Origin of the sequence: Providencia sp. PROV048 (assembly GCF_033688165.1) — a bacterium.
Classification (GTDB): Bacteria; Pseudomonadota; Gammaproteobacteria; order Enterobacterales; family Enterobacteriaceae; genus Providencia; species Providencia hangzhouensis.
This window is the reverse complement of record NZ_CP096360.1, coordinates 3440912-3456832: the sequence shown is the minus strand read 5'-3', so window position 1 is coordinate 3456832 and position 15921 is coordinate 3440912. Positions and strand designations below refer to the sequence as shown.

Below are 15921 nucleotides of genomic sequence, written 5' to 3'. Positions count from 1 at the left end.
ACAATAGTGGTATTTATAATGCATGTTAAAGAGATGTGCGTAGATGATAAAGAAATCACGTGTAAGGTACCAACGTCGCCCAGGTACAACTGGGGGAAAACTCCCTTGGAATGATTGGCGAAATGCATCAACATGGCGTAAATTTGTACAGTTCACGCTATTGGCGATCAATATTTATATTGGAGTTACCTTCTATTACTGGGTACGATATTACGAAACTGGAGGGGCGACAATTCACCTTCCTCGCCCTGGTGGAATTGAAGGTTGGCTGCCGATTGCGGGGTTAATGAATTTAAAATATACCTTGGAAACGGGGAGTTTTCCGCCAATTCATGCGGCCTCAATGTTTTTATTAGTCTCTTTTATTGTGATTAGCTTACTGTTCAAAAAAGCATTTTGTTCATGGATGTGCCCGATTGGCACAATATCAGAGTACACTGGTAAGTTAGGGAAAAAAGTCTTTCGTTATCAAAACAAAATTAGCTTACCTAAATGGCTCGATATCCCTTTAAGAGGCCTAAAATATTTGTTATTAGGTTTCTTTCTTTATATTGCATTTTCCATGTCTGCGCAGATGATCCAATATTTTATGATGTCGCCTTATGGGATCATTATTGACGTAAAAATGTTGGATTTTTTTCGTTATATTAGCTTGTTTTCGCTTATTACTGTGGTCATTTTAGTGATAGCAAGCTTGTTTATTCGTAATGCTTGGTGCCGTTATTTGTGCCCTTATGGCGCTTTGTTAGGCATTTTTTCGCTATTTTCGCCATTTAAAATTCGGCGAAATGTGGAAAGTTGTATTGATTGCGGAAAATGTGCCAAGAACTGCCCATCACGGATACCTGTCGATAAGTTAATTACTGTAAGAACGGTGGAATGTACGGGATGTATGACTTGCGTTGAATCTTGCCCTGTTGCATCAACGTTGGATTTTTCATTGCAAGTGCCAACAAAAAAACATCAATTTCGCTTATCGGGTTGGATGATGGCAATTCTAACCTTAGCAGTTTTATTTATTATTATTGGTATTGCTATGTATTTTGGCGTTTGGGATAGCCCAGTACCTGATAATTATTGGTTTCATATTATACCAAATGCAAGAATGATAGGTCATTGATGTGCAATAAAAAGCCCCGCTGCATACAATGATGAGCGGGGCAACTTGTTGTTTTGTCATGATGACAGATTTTGTACTGCTTATTTATACTTATTTACTCGCTTATATTTATTTTCTGACTTACTGCTTACTACCACATCAATTAACCGCTTGCTTAACCATCTGCAATAATTGACGTACATCTTCTGGGCGAGTGTTGCCCGTTTCTTTATCAATGATGGAACTATAAATATGAGGGATGATTTTTTTCACGCCTGCATCAAGGGCAATTTGCAAAATTTCAGCAAAGTTATCTAAATCAATGCCGCCTGTAGGCTCTAAAGAAAAATCAAAGTCAGCGCAAGCTTTGGCAATGGCTTTATATTCTTCAATATATGTTAATCCTTTCATATTAAAGAACTTAACTGAGTCAGCACCCATGTCTTTAAGCATCATAATGGCAGTTTCAACCGGAACAATGCCATCTGGCGCTTGAGAGCTTAGTGGGCCTGTAGAAATTTTCACCATACCTACCGTGCCTGTTGGTGATATAAGCGCATTCACGAAGGTTTCGTTTTGGCCTAATAGTGCACGGCTAATTGGTGCACCAGTGAATACTTGGTTAACGTGTTGTGGTTGAACTTCTTTTGCAATTAACGACACCATGGTTGACTGATTTGGGTCGCCAGCGCCGAGACCAACTGATAATGCATTATCGGTTTCTTGTGCATAAATGCGCATATCAGCAATTGCACTTTCTAAGTCAGGGTAATTTTTAGATAAAACACCAACAACAACAAAGGTTTCTGCTGCGGCATAGATATCTTTTGCATTCTGATGGCTGCCTGCCAGTACGTTTAAACAGACACGGTCACGATAAAAATTCGGTGACAATTTCATCTTAAATTCCTTCTACTAACAAACGAATATTCTTAGAAATAACATCAAGTTGTTCAGTGCTAACACTACGAATGTCAGCCTCTACTTTTCCTTCGTTGGCTTTGTACTCACGGAAGTAAATCGCGGTATCGCCCTGCTTTAGCTCAGCCATGATTTGGTAAGTGGTTTTGCCTATCATTTTTTCATCAAAGCTAATCTCGGTACGGGCAATATCACGTCCTGCACCATCCCAGACGATTCGAGCAGAGATACCTTTAATGGCATTTAAATCACTGATGAATTGACTCATTCGATTAACCATTTCTGCGCCTGTTTCTTTGGTCGCAGTCAGGTACTGTTCGATAGCGAGTGTGAGCCCCAAAATACCTTCTTTACCTACTTTCATCGCACGGCCAATACCTTGGCTTTGGCGTTTTACCCACTCAATATATTGTTTTTTACCGATAACCAGACCGCTTGTTGGGCCTTCGATTGCTTTTGCTCCGCTGTAAATCACAATATCGCCACCGGCTTGGTAGTAAGCGGTAAGTTCTTCTTCTGCTGCGGCATCAACGATCAGTGGTAGCTGGTGGTCATGAGCCACTTTGGCGGCTTGTTCCACGGTTAGCATGCTTTTTTGCACGGTATGGTGTGATTTGATGTACAAAATAGCGGCTGTATTGGGGGTGATTTTTGCTGCTAACTGGGCGGCACTGCACTCATTAGCAAAACCCGCTTCGACTACTTTACCGCCACCTAAGCTTACCATTGTGTCCACAGGGGCACCAAAATTAACGTTATGTCCTTTAGGTAAAATAATTTCACGTGGAACAACTTTGTTGGATGAATGCAAATTGAGCAGTAAATCATCATCATCTTGTACAATCACCGCTGCAACAGCTTGTGCGATACCGGCAGATGCGCAGGAAACAACAACTGCGGCTTCAACATCTAATAGATTAGCAATATATTCGCCAGTTTTATTAACTAAGTCTTTAATTTCAAAATAATTATTTAATCCATAAGCAACACGTTCAACAACTTCTGGAGTTGGCGTTGAAACACCCAGAATTGTCATGCGGCCAGAGGCATTAATAACGTGTTTTAACTGATATTTATCATAAATCGATTGCATGTTCTGATTCACCTTGTGCATGAATAATGTGTTTTCCACCGACGATAGCAGCCAATGGTACGAAGCGGTGAGTTCCTATACGGTGTTCGCCTTCTGCATCCGTGAGCTCTGTTTGCTCTTCTTTAAGGTCAAAAAGGGTTATGTCGGCGTCAAAGCCCGGCCTTAAATAGCCTTTTGCGGGTAACGATAAGAAGTTGGCGGCTTTTTCGGTAACGCAGCGAAGCACTTGTTCCGCACTAAAGCCCATACACAGAAATTTGGTCATCACAAAAGCGAGGCTATAAACAGGGCCATTAACGCGGTTGCGGTGGTAAATATCGGAACTGATGATGTCAGGGTAAGTGCCAATGCGCATCGCTTGCTCTGCAACTTTAAAGCTAAAGCTTTCACCGCCATGACCAACATCTAATATGACACCCCGTGCGAGTGCGCGAGCAATTGATGGTTTTAGGTAGCCATCTTCGCCTAAAATCTTATTGGGTTTGCCATTAAAGCAGTGAGTGATGATATCGCCGCGCGTCAGTAAATCAGCGACTTCATCAATATCCGGCGGGTTGTTGCCAATATGCACCATGAGTGGAAGATGGTGTTTTTTCTGCATTTCTTTAGCTTTAATCAGTGGGGTAATGCCATTTTCACCAACCACACTTTTACTCATACGGGCTTTCATACCAACAACAAAGCCGGAGTGGCGTTCGATAGCGTCTTGAAAGCAGGCTTCATTGATGTTGTTCATATCCGACAATTCATTTTGCGCAATGATGCCAATACGTGAAATATTTAACAGAGAAAAGACATTCGTTTTTGATTTCTGGGTGAGCTGATAAAATTTATCAATATCATCAGCACCGACACTACCGGCATCAACCAGTGAGGTAACTCCGCCAGCGGCTCCTGCTAAATCAGGGTCATCGAAGTAAATAGGTGACTCAACAAAGCAATGAGCATGAGAGTCAATCCACCCAGCACTGACATAAGTTTTTCCTTGTAGGTCAATGACTTTTTCGGCTTGCTGATTATTCGCTAATTCAGGGCCTGCCGCTTCGATTTTTCCATCTTTAATAAGAATGTCGATAATCGAGCCATCGATACGCTTACCTTGTTTGATGATTAAAGTGTACATAGTTGTCCTCTCGATACTCGTCATACTCGTCATACTTCAAACTGCAGCGTTGTTGGCAGCACTTCCGCTACCCTAGTCACATACTTTTGTATGCTCCTAGGGATATCGTCGTTTGCCGCCTAGCTGCAATTTGAATTATTTAGAGTATGCCTAAGTGCGTATTCTAAATGATGTCAACCGCAGCGTTGTTGGTAGCACTTCCGCTACCCTAGTCACATACTTTTGTATGCTCCTAGGGATATCGTCGTTTGCCGCCTATCTGCAATTTGAATTATTTAGAGTATGCCTAAGTGCGCATTCTAAATGATGCCAACCGCAGCGTTGTTGGCAGCACTTCCGCTACTCTTTGAACTATTTCGAGTCTGTTTTTAATTTATGCTATTCAGTAACCCGGAGCATATGCCCCGGGAGAGTGCTGGTTAAGCGACGATTGGGAAGAAATAACCGAACAACATAGCACCTAAAATGGCGCCACCGGCAACGGGTTTTTGCCATACATAGAAAATCAATGCGCCAATTAAAGAGCCAATTCCGATTGGAATGGATGCGGCCATCGCAGCTAAAATAATTAATGGACCTAAGAAACGGCCAGAGGTATTACCCGCACCCATCATGACGTCAGCACCAAAGGTTGAGTTAGCCTGAGCAATCGTGAACTTACGTGCAAATACAATCAGTAAGCCGATTAATACGCCAAGGAATAAGCCAGTTAGTAACGACATCCAGAAGTTAGTGACTAAAAAATCCCAACCAGCGGCTAAAAATAAGGCGGGAACACCGAGGCCAATACCGGTTTGCAGTGCACCACCGATATCTAAAATACCGACCAATGAACCTTCGATGATCCTAGCAAATAAGAAACTTGCACCAAATGCTGCGACTGCGCCATAAACCCCGGTATCTAACCCTGCACGTAACATGGCGACGAAAGCCACTTCGTTAAATGCCCCAAAACCGTAGACGACATACATGTGGGTACCTGCGAAGATCCCTGCGGAAAGCAACCCAACAAAAATCGGGAAGGACCATTCTGCGTACCAAAAATCTTGTTTGTTAATTTCTGTTGTCATGATTATTTCCCGCTCAGCAGACCGTGGACGTATTCAAGCCACAATGGTTTATCTAGGTTGAAAGAGGTGATCATCTTTAGGTCGAATTCACGGAAGAAGCCGCTGAGAACGAACAGGAGAACCACTGTTATCATCATTGTACGAGTGATACGGTTCCAGCCGTTGTCATCAACGCCTTTACCAATCAAGATACCTAAAACTAAACCAGGGATAGCATTCCCCATGATTAGCTGAGCACAACCACCAAATAATGTTGCCCAGAAACCTGAACGACGCCCTGCATCCATGGCGGCTAACCAGAAGATGACTGGCATCACGGTATTAACTAACAAGTTTGCGGCAGGCACTAGTACGTTAATGGCTGTCGTTTGTAGTGCAGCAGGAACTGCGGAAGCGGTTGTGTTTAAGAAGGCGACAACTAATGCCCCAATGATGGCACAAGCGATAGCCATTTTTTTCGGGTTATGCAGTGTGTCAGCGACACTACGGTTTTTGGTTAATAGTGCAGCCGCGCCCCAGTTTGGGATGATGCGGTGGTCAACATCTTGTGTAAATGCCCCAGCAGCAACTGACGATGCCCATGCGTTAAAGAAGAACCCTAAGCCGAAAGAAAAATGAGACGCTGGGTCGCCTTCACAAGCGTTCAGCTCACCCAATGTACGGAATGCCCCCATACCTTGTACGGTTGGTGCGTGGAACATACGCGCAGCCCCTGCGCCTAAGCCAAAGCCGCAGAGCCCACCGATGATCAGGGACATGCCCAATATTTCTAAAAAAGATGCAGTTTCACTCATGGAATTAACTCCAGACCTGATTGCTATTATTGTTCTGTAAATGGTATTTCGTTGACAGAAAGTAAAGTGACATCCAGCGAAACGTCGAGTACAACACGAAAATGTTCACGTTTGCGTGGCAAAAAGAGAAAAAGAAATTTTTCTGTCCGCGAATGAGAGTGAGCACTAATCACTTCAACATCCTTTGGTTCTATCCGTAGGATGATATCTGTGCTGTTCTTCAGTACGGTTTTTTGAATTGAATTTAAGGCGTCAGCTATTGCTTTTTGCTTAGTGTCGCCTTGCCCTGTAACCCGTACAACCGTTTCGATAGATTTTTTCATTAAGCGTTGCCGTATTTTTTATTGAATGCTTTTACCAAGCGCTCGCCTAACTCTTCCTTGTCCATAAAACCGAAACCTAATACATTGCAACCGTCTGCAATCGCGGTTTCTCCCTCTTCAATAGAGCGCATCCCATAGCGAGCTTTATAGCCATATTTAGTTTGAGCGGTAATTGCGCCAGCGCCACCACTACCACAAAATGAGATGCCTAAATCGGCTTGTTCTGCGTTCATGACATCACCGAGTTTCATATCAGCAGCGACCCCCGGAACAACAACCGCTTTACCACCCGCAGCTTCAACACCGGTAGCTACTTTTTGGCCTTTACCTAAACGGTCACCGATAACAACAACTATCTGTTTCATAAAATATTCTCCAAATCCTACCAAATTAGTAATTAATCATTTGAACGAGCGACTTCAAAGTGAACAGAGAGTAAATAAGTCTCTTCAGGTGCTAATCCAGGAAGTGTGTCAACAACCCGCTGTGCGAGCACTATCGAATGTTCAGAAATTTCATCGAATAAGCTGATATCGACTTCTGGTAAGGCTTCACCCGTTTTTGCTCTACCGACCATGGCACGTAAATGAGACTCCAACATCTGTTGTTGTACATCTGTGGTGTAGCAGTCCTCCTGCTTGAGCCAGTCAGTAATCACTGCTAGCAGTTTTTGTGTCACCTCATCAATATCAAGGTTATGTTCTAACATTTTAAAAACGACAACTGATTCACTCATAACTATTTAAAATCCAAAGTAATATTGCAAGTTAGACTACTCTGTTCCTTCATGCTTAATACCTTAGTCTGTTCTTGTTCATTTTTGCAGGCAGGAAATTTCCACTTATAAGTGGAAATTGTTTGGAAATTAATAAATGTATTTTTGGTGTATTTTTTGCTCTATTTGGAAATTAAGTGGAAAAATTGACATCAGTCAACTATCTAAATAAGATGTGAATAACAATACTTTGGATAAAATGTGTTATTTATCAATTGACTATTTTTTTAATTAAAAAATGGAAACAAAAAAAGGAACTGGAAAGGGAAGTGGAAGCTATAAATGGAAATGATGTTGCGTGGGTTGTACTCGCTTCCATTTAGTCACTTTGGCCGTAAAATAGACAGTTTAGGATAGGAAAGTATTTATAAGAGTTGTGGTTAGGATCACGTAAAAGTCAGCAACTTCCACTTTTCCACTACAAAGTGGAAATTGCTACCAAGTTAGAGGATACGCGCTAAGCTATCTTTAGCTATTACTTGGAACTCATTGAAATTTTTGACACTCACTAAGCGACGTGTTGTCTTTTCTTTTACAAAGGTAACGAAAAGGTCATAAATAGCCATTGCTTCTTCATAGTCTGTTTTACTGATAGCTAATAAGAAAATGACATAAGCATTTTCTTTGGTTTCTTTATTCCACTCAATGCCTTTCGGGGCGACAACGGTTGCAACCACTGTTTTATTGGCTAGTAACCCTAAAGAGTGAGGCAATGCGATACCTTCCCCGAGCAAGGTGGAAACAATTGATTCACGCTCTTGTAGTGAAGGGTAGAAATCAGGTGTGACGTAGCCTTCTTGCTGCAATTTATTGCAAACCATTTGAAAGAGCTCTTCTTGGCTAATTTTTTCATTAATTACCATGAAGAACCGTTCATCAAAAAAGCGCTCGATAATATAAGGGCGAGTTTGATCAACCATGGCGAGGCGGCCAACTAGCTCTAGCTGATAGGGTGTTGGGAACGGCGCAATTTTAATAACAGGCTTATTTTTCTCTGAAATTCGTACAGTGGTAATCACGAAATCTTCAGAGACTTCATCCAAGGATTCATACTCTTGTAACGTTAACCCTCGGCTAAATTTGAGCTGTGGAAATTCACGCATGATTTTAGATTCAACCACGCGAAACGTGGAGTTCCCTGCATCAGTAACTACCAGTACTTCTGTTTGGCGAATGGAGCCAGCGCCATAGTTACGTTCGAGGCTGACTCCAATATGAACCGCAAGGTAACCTAGTTCATCTTCACTGATTGGGTGGGGGAGTAGTTGCTTACTTGCACTGGTTAACGCGCTCAGTGTGACATCATAGGCGAACGGGTAATATTGTTTGATATCAGATAATAGCGGGTTTGGTGTGGAAATATGATACTGCAAACGGGTGATCAGCGATGCAAGATGAGTATTGAGATCTTTTTTGAGTTTTTCATCGCTCCGTAAGTCATAATTATATAACTCATTAATATAATTTAAAATATATTCACACAGCTCATTATGAGTACCACTTTTTTGCGTGCTAGAGTCTTGGTTACTAATGCGTTGGGCAACAATTTGGTCATGTAAATAGCTAAGTTCTGCCCCTGAAAGGTCATTGCCAAGAAAGTAGATTAAACCTTTGGATATTTCATCACAGGCTTTGCGGATCACTTCTTCACTGTCATCGTTTTTGACCGCAGTGGTGAGTTCATGACCACGAGTGATACGCAAAATAGTCACCGCACAATTAAAAACTAGGTATAAATGGCCTTCATTGCTAATCCGAATATCAAAACGATTCAAACTGTTATGTAATACTTTATCGATATATGACAGGTCTAAATTATCCAGACAATCGGGGCGGAAAGTGGTTAAATCAGGCGATATCTGTGCGCAATAACGACGCCATAAAGTTTCAGTCATACAAGCTCGAACTGCCCACTCGCTACCATTCAAACGAATACCTTGGTGAGGAATACTTTCTAATGCAATTTGGTATTTTTGCAGCTGTTCTCTCACCGCCCCCATATCTTGTTGTAAAGTGCCTCGGCTGATAAACCATTCCTCAGCGATATCATCAAGCTTTACGGGAAGTGATAGCATTAAGAGCTTTAATAGCAGTGCATCAATGCGCTCTTTGCTCGTTCGAGGAATCTGATCGTCTTCATCATTTTGTTGAGTAAAGGTCGCAAATAGGGCTTCGTCTTCAATGTTCAACCGGTAACCACGACCTCGTTCATACACAATATGTGCACTATATGGCTGTATCAATTCATTGATTTCATTGATATCAGAACGAATAGTTCGAGTAGAAACGGAAAAGTTTTTTGCTAATTCATCTTGAGGAACAACCTCATTGAGAATTTGAGCAAAAATTTGATTATGTCGCTGTTGAGTGAATAGAGCCACGGAAACACCTTTAAAATCAAAACGAAAAAGCATTTGAGCAAGAAAATTACGTGTTTTTTGCTCGCTAATGGCAGGACTCTAACACAAGCGTGTCAATATGTAGGATATGTAAATCATTAAATTTGCGAATCCGTTCGCAAAATTCACTCTGCTATAGCAGGAAAAGGGCTAGCTTTGCTCTCCAAGATCGATTAATAGCCCTCTAAACGGTTTATTTGCACTAATGATGACTTGATTGTCGTCTTGGATAAAAGCCCCATCATTGCAATTCATCCCGAGTTGTTCGCCTTTTGGTGTTCGTAATGTTGCTCCACCATGTATAGACTGAAGGAATGAGTTTTTTCCTTTTAGTGTGATAGCGGTTGACTCATTCGCTGCCAAATGAATTTGAGTGATCCAAATTTGTTGACGTAATTGAATGCTTTGATCTTCCCCATCAGGAGAGGCGATAAGCTTACTCTCATTTTCACTAATGGCTATTTTTTGCAAGGGTAAAGATTCTTGCTGTGGGCAAGCATTTAACCAGAGCTGTAAACGCGTTAGTGGCGTTTTGGGGCACACATTTTGTTCGCTGTAGCTAAGATCTGGGCGTGGTGAGAAACGCACACATTCACCTTCATCCGCTTGGATGGTATTACCTAAACTGTCTCGATATTCTGCGTGCCCTTTTAGGATGATATTTAAAATATCAACATGAGGGTAGGTTCTTGGCTGTAGCGCATTTTGTGGCGCAATAACCTCTTGATTCAGCACTCTGAGTGTTTTAAAACCCATAAAATCTGGGTCAAAATAATGGCCAAATGAAAAGGAATAACGCGCTTGCAGCCAACCATAATCAGCTTTTCCGCAATGGTTAGCGGGTCTCAGTGTCATCATAATGGTTAACCCCCATCGAAAATAAATAAGTTAATAATCTATTGTTATAATAAATAGCTGGACGTTGAATTGTTAGCCAGTTAATCTGTTTCCCTTGTTCAAATTTCCTGAAAGAGAAACTTCATGAGTAAAGAGAGAGCATTAACGCTTGAGTCATTAAGGGTTATGGATGCAATCGACCGCCGTGGTAGTTTTGCTGCAGCCGCTGAAGAGTTGGGGCGAGTCCCATCTGCGCTGAGTTATACCATGCAAAAATTAGAAGAAGAGCTCGATGTCATTTTATTTGACCGTTCAGGGCATAGAACTAAGTTTACCAATGTCGGTAGGATGCTACTTGATAGAGGAAGGATCCTACTTGAAGCCGCTGATAAGCTAACATCTGATGCGGAAGCGCTTGCAAAAGGATGGGAAACGCATTTAACCATCGTGTGTGAGGCTTTAGTTCCTGTTCATTCACTTTTTCCGCTGGTGGAACGATTGGCGGAAAAATCAGAAACACAGTTATCGTTAATTACTGAAGTATTGGCGGGAGCATGGGAACGTCTTGAAAGCGGTAAAGCGGATATAGTCATTGCTCCTGATATGCATTTTCGATCCTCTTCAGAAATTAACTCTAAATCGTTATATACCGTTAATCATATTTATGTAGCGAGCCCGGATCATCCCATTCACCAAGAACCTGAGCCGTTATCTGATGCGACTCGAGTGAAATACCGTGGAATTGCAGTGGCTGATACCGCTCGTGAGCGGCCTGTGATCACGGTGCAGTTGTTGGATAAACAACAACGATTGACGGTGTCAACGATTGAGGATAAACACAGAGCCTTGTTGGCCGGCCTTGGTGTTGCGACGATGCCATACCCAATGGTTGAACAAGATATTCGCGAAGGGCGTTTAAAGGTGGTTGGCGCAGAGTTTAGCCATGAGACGAATATTATTATGGCGTGGCGGCGGGATAGTATGGGGGAGGCTAAGTCGTGGTGTCTCCGAGAGATCCCAAAATTATTTAGAGTGTAAACTCGTTATATTTTGAGCCGTAGGGGTGTTGGCTTCATTGAGTCACCCGAGTCACATACTTATGTATGCTCACGGGATGACTCAATTTGCCGCCTACCTACAACTCAAACTATTTAGAGTTTACGAGCAGGGTTTGCTGGTAGCGATTCGAAAGAATAAATAAAACAGCTTGGTTTAATTTTCACTTATCGATGACTATGATTTGGTTTTTATCGGCTTCAAAACAACTACATTGAATAAAAAAATACCTCCCGAGGGAGGTATAAGTTGGACAAACAAATAAAGTCAATAAGGGTGATAATGAAATCGGAATTACCATTTTTTATTTAATAAATGGTCAATACTAAATTTCCCTGGGCCGGTTACTGCTAATAGTAAGAAACCGCCTGCGATAGTAAAGTTCTTCATAAACATTAAACTATTTGGTGCAACGCTAAAGTCGATATGGAACAGTAGCGCCGTTAATACGGTAAAGCCTGCAGTAAATAGGGCTACAGTTCGTGTTAAGAAACCAAATAGAATGGCTAAACCGCCACCAAGTTCTAATAAAATGGTTAAAGGTAATAAAAAGCCTGGAACACCCATTGCTTGCATGTATTGTTGTGTTCCTGCGTATGCATCTCCCAGTTTTCCATACCCAGCAACAATGAACAGAATTGGCATCATAATACGAGCTAACAATACCGCACCATTTTCTAAATTTTTCATTAAGATTCTCCAGACTAATAAGCCATTAAATATAAAGTACTTGCGATATGTGTCGCTTTGTAATGTTGTTTTCAGCACAAATAGGCAAGAAAACATTTGATGGGCTTATAATAGTCATTTGGTTATTCAATAAAAAGCAAAGCTTATTAACAAAGATAGTCAAAAAAATTGAACGGTGATGAAGGGGAGCTAGCTAAAGTGAAGAGACTTAATTTAGCATATTGATTTTGATTGGAATTACTTCTTTCCTGCATTGATCGTACTTTGAATTGTCCTTGCTATACCCCACATTGTGAAGGCTTTTTTCCCTAATTGAAGTATGCGTTTGGGTTTTTTCAGTGAATAAATCGAAAGCAGGCCTGTAGCTGCAATAAATAAAGGACGGAAGGTAACGAAGGTTTTCCACGTACGGTCATAAGGAGCGGTCACACGTAGCCAATCTTCAGAACTTGCAGCAAGGTCGCTCCGTTGCTGCTCAATTCTGTTGAGTAACCGTTGTTTTTTTGCGGCAAGTAATTGGCGTTTATTTCTGGTCATTATCTTTACCTGCTAATGCATTCGCGTCTTGGCTTAATTGCTCCCGTGTGGAGCTCAATAAGGTAGACTGCTTTGCTTTTTTAAGAGCCCAAATAGCAAAGGTAATGGCGAGTAGGACTAAGCACCCTGTTGTTATAGCAAGTGCTTGATAACGATAAACAGGATCAACAGACCAAAAAATAAGACCAATTAAACACATTAGGCCAAAAGCAGTAAAAAGAAGCGCTAGTCCAACTAACAATAACAACTGGATAAAATTAACTTTCTCTTCTTCGAGCTCAACGGCAATGAGTTGAAGGCGAGTTTCAACAATATTAACGGTAATACTGGCAATGCGTTGCAGTATTTCAAGGACCCCTTTACCGGGGCCCTGACGTTGTTGATTTTGTTCCATAAGCAATTAACGTTTCGCGAGAAGTACGCCAAGAACCACACCAACAGCAGCACCGATACCGATACCAGTCCATGGGTTTTCTTTGACATAGTTGTCTGCACGGCCCGCAATTTCTTTAGTTTGCTCAGTGATCCTTTCGGTGGTTTGACCGAGTTTAGCGCGAGATGAGTAAAGTACATCTTTCGCTTTGGATTTCAAGCTTTCAATCTCTTCTTTCGACTTCTCGCCTGTATCATTCAATACGGCTTCAAGAGAATCTGCTAACGCTTTTAGTTCTGCGCGTAGGTCTTCTGATGAATGATTTGATGACATATAGAACCTCCTATCAATAGAAAAGAAACTTCACTGTATTAACAATAACGGTTTTTGCATTAAGTGCAATGAGTTATTCAATAAAAAATTAGGGGTTAAGAAAAAATGTAAAAAACAGTGCTTATGAAAATTCTATAAATATCAGTTAGTTAATTTAATTGCGAGGAGTGGTGATACTAAGACGTAAAATTAAGTAAAAATGAAAATGCGAGAACTGAGAGTTCCCGCATGGAGAATTAATTCGCTTTTTTATTTGAGAATTTTTTCTTAACGACAACAGCAATGCTACCAATTAAGCCAAGGATCAGTAGCCCTACAGGGATCAACATCAAAATGTTCATAATATGATGTTCATATTGCAGGAAAATCGGGCTTTTACCAAAGCCATAACCAATTGCAGTCAAAATTAACACCCACAGTAGGCCACTTAACCAATTGAATACTTGGAAACGACCGTTTTGCAAGCCAGCTAGCCCTGCTATTGTTGGAAGTAGTGTTCTGACAAAAGCTAAAAAACGACCAATTAACAAGGCTGCGAGGCCATGACGGTGGAACAAGCCATAAGCGCGTTGGTGGTAGTGTTCAGGTAAGTGCTCAAGCCAGCCTTTAACTATTCGTGTGTTCCCCAGCCATCGCCCTTGTATATAACCAACCCAACAGCCTAAACTGGCGCCAGCGGTTAAAATTACAATAGTGAGCGGATAACTTAATGTGCCTTTAGCGATGAGAACACCAACTAAAATCAATAAGCTATCGCCAGGTAAAAACGCTGCAGGCAACACCCCGTTTTCAAGAAACAAGATAGCGAACAGCATGAAGTAAATCGACCACACTAACGATGGGTTAGATAGGGTGACATAATCTTGGTGCCAAAGGGCGAAAAAAAGTTCTTTAACTAATTCCATTAATGTTTCCTAAACGGCAATAACAGCAACAAACTTGTTGTTGGGCAGGGAGAAATGGATTAAGTGAATGCCAAAGTGAAAGTAGTGTTTCCTCAGGCTGTTAGTGTAAAGCACGCTCACTTTAACAAAACAGAAAATAACTAAACAGTAAATTTTAAGCTTATTTTTAGAATTCATTTAAGTTTTGGCCAATTTTTACGATTTATTGCGCGGCATGGAACGATGTAAAGTGCTTAAAAATGGCGTTTAACCCGCTTTTTACCGAGAGTATGCGAAATATACTTGTTAATTTATCTTTTAATGTAAAAAAATAACGATAAAACAATAAAGGCTAATTATTGCATTTTAAGACTATTTACCGTATCTTATCGCCATAGCAAAGGGGAGTAACTTCTTCTTGTCGGTTTATCGTCATTACGGTGTACACACTACACCCGGTAGCCGAGCACCACAGTTCCCTATTTTTAGGTTATTTGTGTTGTAAGTGAGACCTTGCCAGAAGGCGGGGTTTGCTCATAATTTACAACCAAAAGAAATAGCTTGTGGTTAACGAATTTTAAGCGGCTGATGTCTTCTGGATATCAGCCGTTTTTTGTTTTTTAAGGGAAAGGAAAATGCACTCAGTTGGTAACCCAATTTTATGGGGTAGTTTTGCCGTTATTATTTTACTTATGTTACTCATTGATTTGTTCTGGCAAGGGAAACACAAAGGCCAAGCAATGTCGATGAAACAAGCTGCGGCTTGGAGTATCGTGTGGGTAACGCTTTCGCTTCTCTTTGCAGCGGGTTTTTGGTGGTATCTTAATGAGAACGTAGGGCGTGAGTTTGCCGATAGCCAAACCATGGCGTTCTTAACGGGTTATTTATTAGAAAAAGCATTAGCTGTTGATAACGTATTCGTTTGGTTGATGTTATTTAGTTATTTTGCCATTCCTGCAACTTTACAGCGTCGTGTGTTGGTTTATGGAGTATTAGGCGCTATCGTACTTCGTACGATTATGATTTTTGCAGGTAGTTGGTTAGTCACACAATTTAGCTGGATTTTGTATGTATTTGGCTTGTTCTTGCTATTTACTGGTTTGAAAATGGCTTTTGCCAAAGAAGATGACTCGCCAATAACGGATAAACCGCTAGTAAAATGGGTTCGTTCTCATTTACGTATGACGGATGAATTACATGGTGAAAAATTCTTTATTAAACGTAATGGCGTCCTATTTGCGACCCCACTTATTTTAGTGCTGATTTTAGTTGAAATTAGTGACGTGATATTTGCGGTGGACAGTATACCCGCTATTTTTGCGGTGACGACTGACCCATTCATTGTTTTAACATCGAATTTATTTGCAATTTTAGGCCTACGTGCCATGTATTTCTTGTTGTCAGGGGTTGCTGAAAAATTCTCAATGCTAAAATACGGTTTAGCGGTAATTTTAAGCTTTATCGGTATAAAAATGCTATTGATTGATATTTTCCATATCCCAACACCGATTTCGTTGGGTGTGATTGCGTCAATCTTAGTTATAACGCTGGTTATTAATGCCATTGTTAATAAACGTAATGAAGCAAAAAATTAATTTACCTTTTTCATTTTTT

General features: G+C 41.0%; 18 protein-coding genes. 3 read left to right on the top strand and 15 right to left on the bottom strand.

What is annotated here, in order from left to right; genetic code table 11:
* The first annotated feature begins 43 nt into the window (after positions 1 to 43).
* Entirely contained in the window at positions 44 to 1120 is a 1077-nt protein-coding gene (locus M1F26_RS15340; protein ID WP_140171512.1) for a 4Fe-4S binding protein, read from the top strand.
* A 138-nt stretch (positions 1121 to 1258) separates the two neighbouring features.
* On the opposite strand, the gene dagF is transcribed toward M1F26_RS15340, so the two are convergent.
* The 10 genes from dagF to M1F26_RS15290 all read right to left on the bottom strand — a co-directional run bounded on the left by dagF (position 1259) and on the right by M1F26_RS15290 (position 10455).
* Positions 1259 to 1999, bottom strand: a complete 741-nt coding sequence (gene dagF / locus M1F26_RS15335) for a 2-dehydro-3-deoxy-phosphogluconate aldolase (RefSeq protein WP_004258199.1) — start codon at positions 1997 to 1999, stop codon at positions 1259 to 1261.
* 1 nt (position 2000) lies between these two features.
* A complete protein-coding gene (locus M1F26_RS15330) occupies positions 2001 to 3113 on the bottom strand; it encodes a DgaE family pyridoxal phosphate-dependent ammonia lyase (protein ID WP_140171513.1) in 1113 nt (370 codons plus the stop codon).
* The gene (locus M1F26_RS15325) at positions 3097 to 4236 is read right to left on the bottom strand and encodes an amidohydrolase/deacetylase family metallohydrolase (protein ID WP_110591220.1); all 1140 of its coding nucleotides are present in this window, start codon (positions 4234 to 4236) and stop codon (positions 3097 to 3099) included. Before M1F26_RS15325 ends, M1F26_RS15330 begins: the two co-directional genes overlap by 17 nt.
* Positions 4237 to 4655: 419 nt before the next feature.
* Positions 4656 to 5306 (bottom strand): DUF4310 family protein, encoded by a 651-nt coding sequence (locus M1F26_RS15320; protein ID WP_004258187.1) that lies wholly within the window; start codon positions 5304 to 5306, stop codon positions 4656 to 4658.
* Between the two features lie 2 nt (positions 5307 to 5308).
* The gene (locus tag M1F26_RS15315; protein ID WP_004258184.1) at positions 5309 to 6100 is read right to left on the bottom strand and encodes a DUF4311 domain-containing protein; all 792 of its coding nucleotides are present in this window, start codon (positions 6098 to 6100) and stop codon (positions 5309 to 5311) included.
* A gap of 26 nt (positions 6101 to 6126) precedes the next feature.
* Positions 6127 to 6423 (bottom strand): DUF4312 family protein, encoded by a 297-nt coding sequence (locus M1F26_RS15310; protein ID WP_004258180.1) that lies wholly within the window; start codon positions 6421 to 6423, stop codon positions 6127 to 6129.
* A complete protein-coding gene (locus tag M1F26_RS15305; protein WP_112307576.1) occupies positions 6423 to 6788 on the bottom strand; it encodes an SFCGS family glycine-rich protein in 366 nt (121 codons plus the stop codon). The genes M1F26_RS15310 and M1F26_RS15305 overlap by 1 nt, the downstream gene beginning before the upstream one ends.
* A 32-nt stretch (positions 6789 to 6820) precedes the next feature.
* On the bottom strand, positions 6821 to 7159 hold the full coding sequence (locus M1F26_RS15300; protein WP_004258172.1) for a transcriptional antiterminator: 339 nt from the start codon (positions 7157 to 7159) through the stop codon (positions 6821 to 6823).
* Between the two features lie 482 nt (positions 7160 to 7641).
* The gene (locus M1F26_RS15295; RefSeq protein ID WP_140171514.1) at positions 7642 to 9612 is read right to left on the bottom strand and encodes a BglG family transcription antiterminator; all 1971 of its coding nucleotides are present in this window, start codon (positions 9610 to 9612) and stop codon (positions 7642 to 7644) included.
* 135 nt (positions 9613 to 9747) lie between these two features.
* The gene (locus tag M1F26_RS15290; protein ID WP_140171515.1) at positions 9748 to 10455 is read right to left on the bottom strand and encodes a pirin family protein; all 708 of its coding nucleotides are present in this window, start codon (positions 10453 to 10455) and stop codon (positions 9748 to 9750) included.
* A gap of 123 nt (positions 10456 to 10578) precedes the next feature.
* Here M1F26_RS15290 and M1F26_RS15285 point away from each other — a divergent pair, with 123 nt between their 5' ends.
* Positions 10579 to 11472 (top strand): LysR family transcriptional regulator, encoded by an 894-nt coding sequence (locus tag M1F26_RS15285; protein ID WP_004258161.1) that lies wholly within the window; start codon positions 10579 to 10581, stop codon positions 11470 to 11472.
* A 312-nt stretch (positions 11473 to 11784) separates the two neighbouring features.
* Here the strand turns inward: M1F26_RS15285 and M1F26_RS15280 are convergent, their stop codons facing one another.
* The 5 genes from M1F26_RS15280 to M1F26_RS15260 all read right to left on the bottom strand — a co-directional run bounded on the left by M1F26_RS15280 (position 11785) and on the right by M1F26_RS15260 (position 14328).
* Entirely contained in the window at positions 11785 to 12180 is a 396-nt protein-coding gene (locus M1F26_RS15280) for a DoxX family protein (protein ID WP_004258158.1), read from the bottom strand.
* Between the two features lie 237 nt (positions 12181 to 12417).
* Entirely contained in the window at positions 12418 to 12717 is a 300-nt protein-coding gene (locus M1F26_RS15275; protein WP_004258151.1) for a YqjK-like family protein, read from the bottom strand.
* Positions 12704 to 13111: a phage holin family protein gene (locus M1F26_RS15270; RefSeq protein WP_004258148.1), complete on the bottom strand. Its 408-nt coding sequence runs from the start codon at positions 13109 to 13111 to the stop codon at positions 12704 to 12706. Before M1F26_RS15270 ends, M1F26_RS15275 begins: the two co-directional genes overlap by 14 nt.
* Before the next feature lie 6 nt (positions 13112 to 13117).
* On the bottom strand, positions 13118 to 13423 hold the full coding sequence (locus tag M1F26_RS15265; protein ID WP_004258145.1) for a DUF883 family protein: 306 nt from the start codon (positions 13421 to 13423) through the stop codon (positions 13118 to 13120).
* Positions 13424 to 13659: 236 nt separating this feature from the next.
* On the bottom strand, positions 13660 to 14328 hold the full coding sequence (locus M1F26_RS15260) for a DedA family protein (protein WP_004258110.1): 669 nt from the start codon (positions 14326 to 14328) through the stop codon (positions 13660 to 13662).
* Between the two features lie 614 nt (positions 14329 to 14942).
* On the opposite strand from M1F26_RS15260, the gene M1F26_RS15255 reads away from it, so the two are divergent.
* Complete coding sequence (locus tag M1F26_RS15255) at positions 14943 to 15902, top strand: TerC family protein (protein ID WP_140171516.1); 960 nt, start codon at positions 14943 to 14945, stop codon at positions 15900 to 15902.
* Positions 15903 to 15921: the final 19 nt, after the last annotated feature.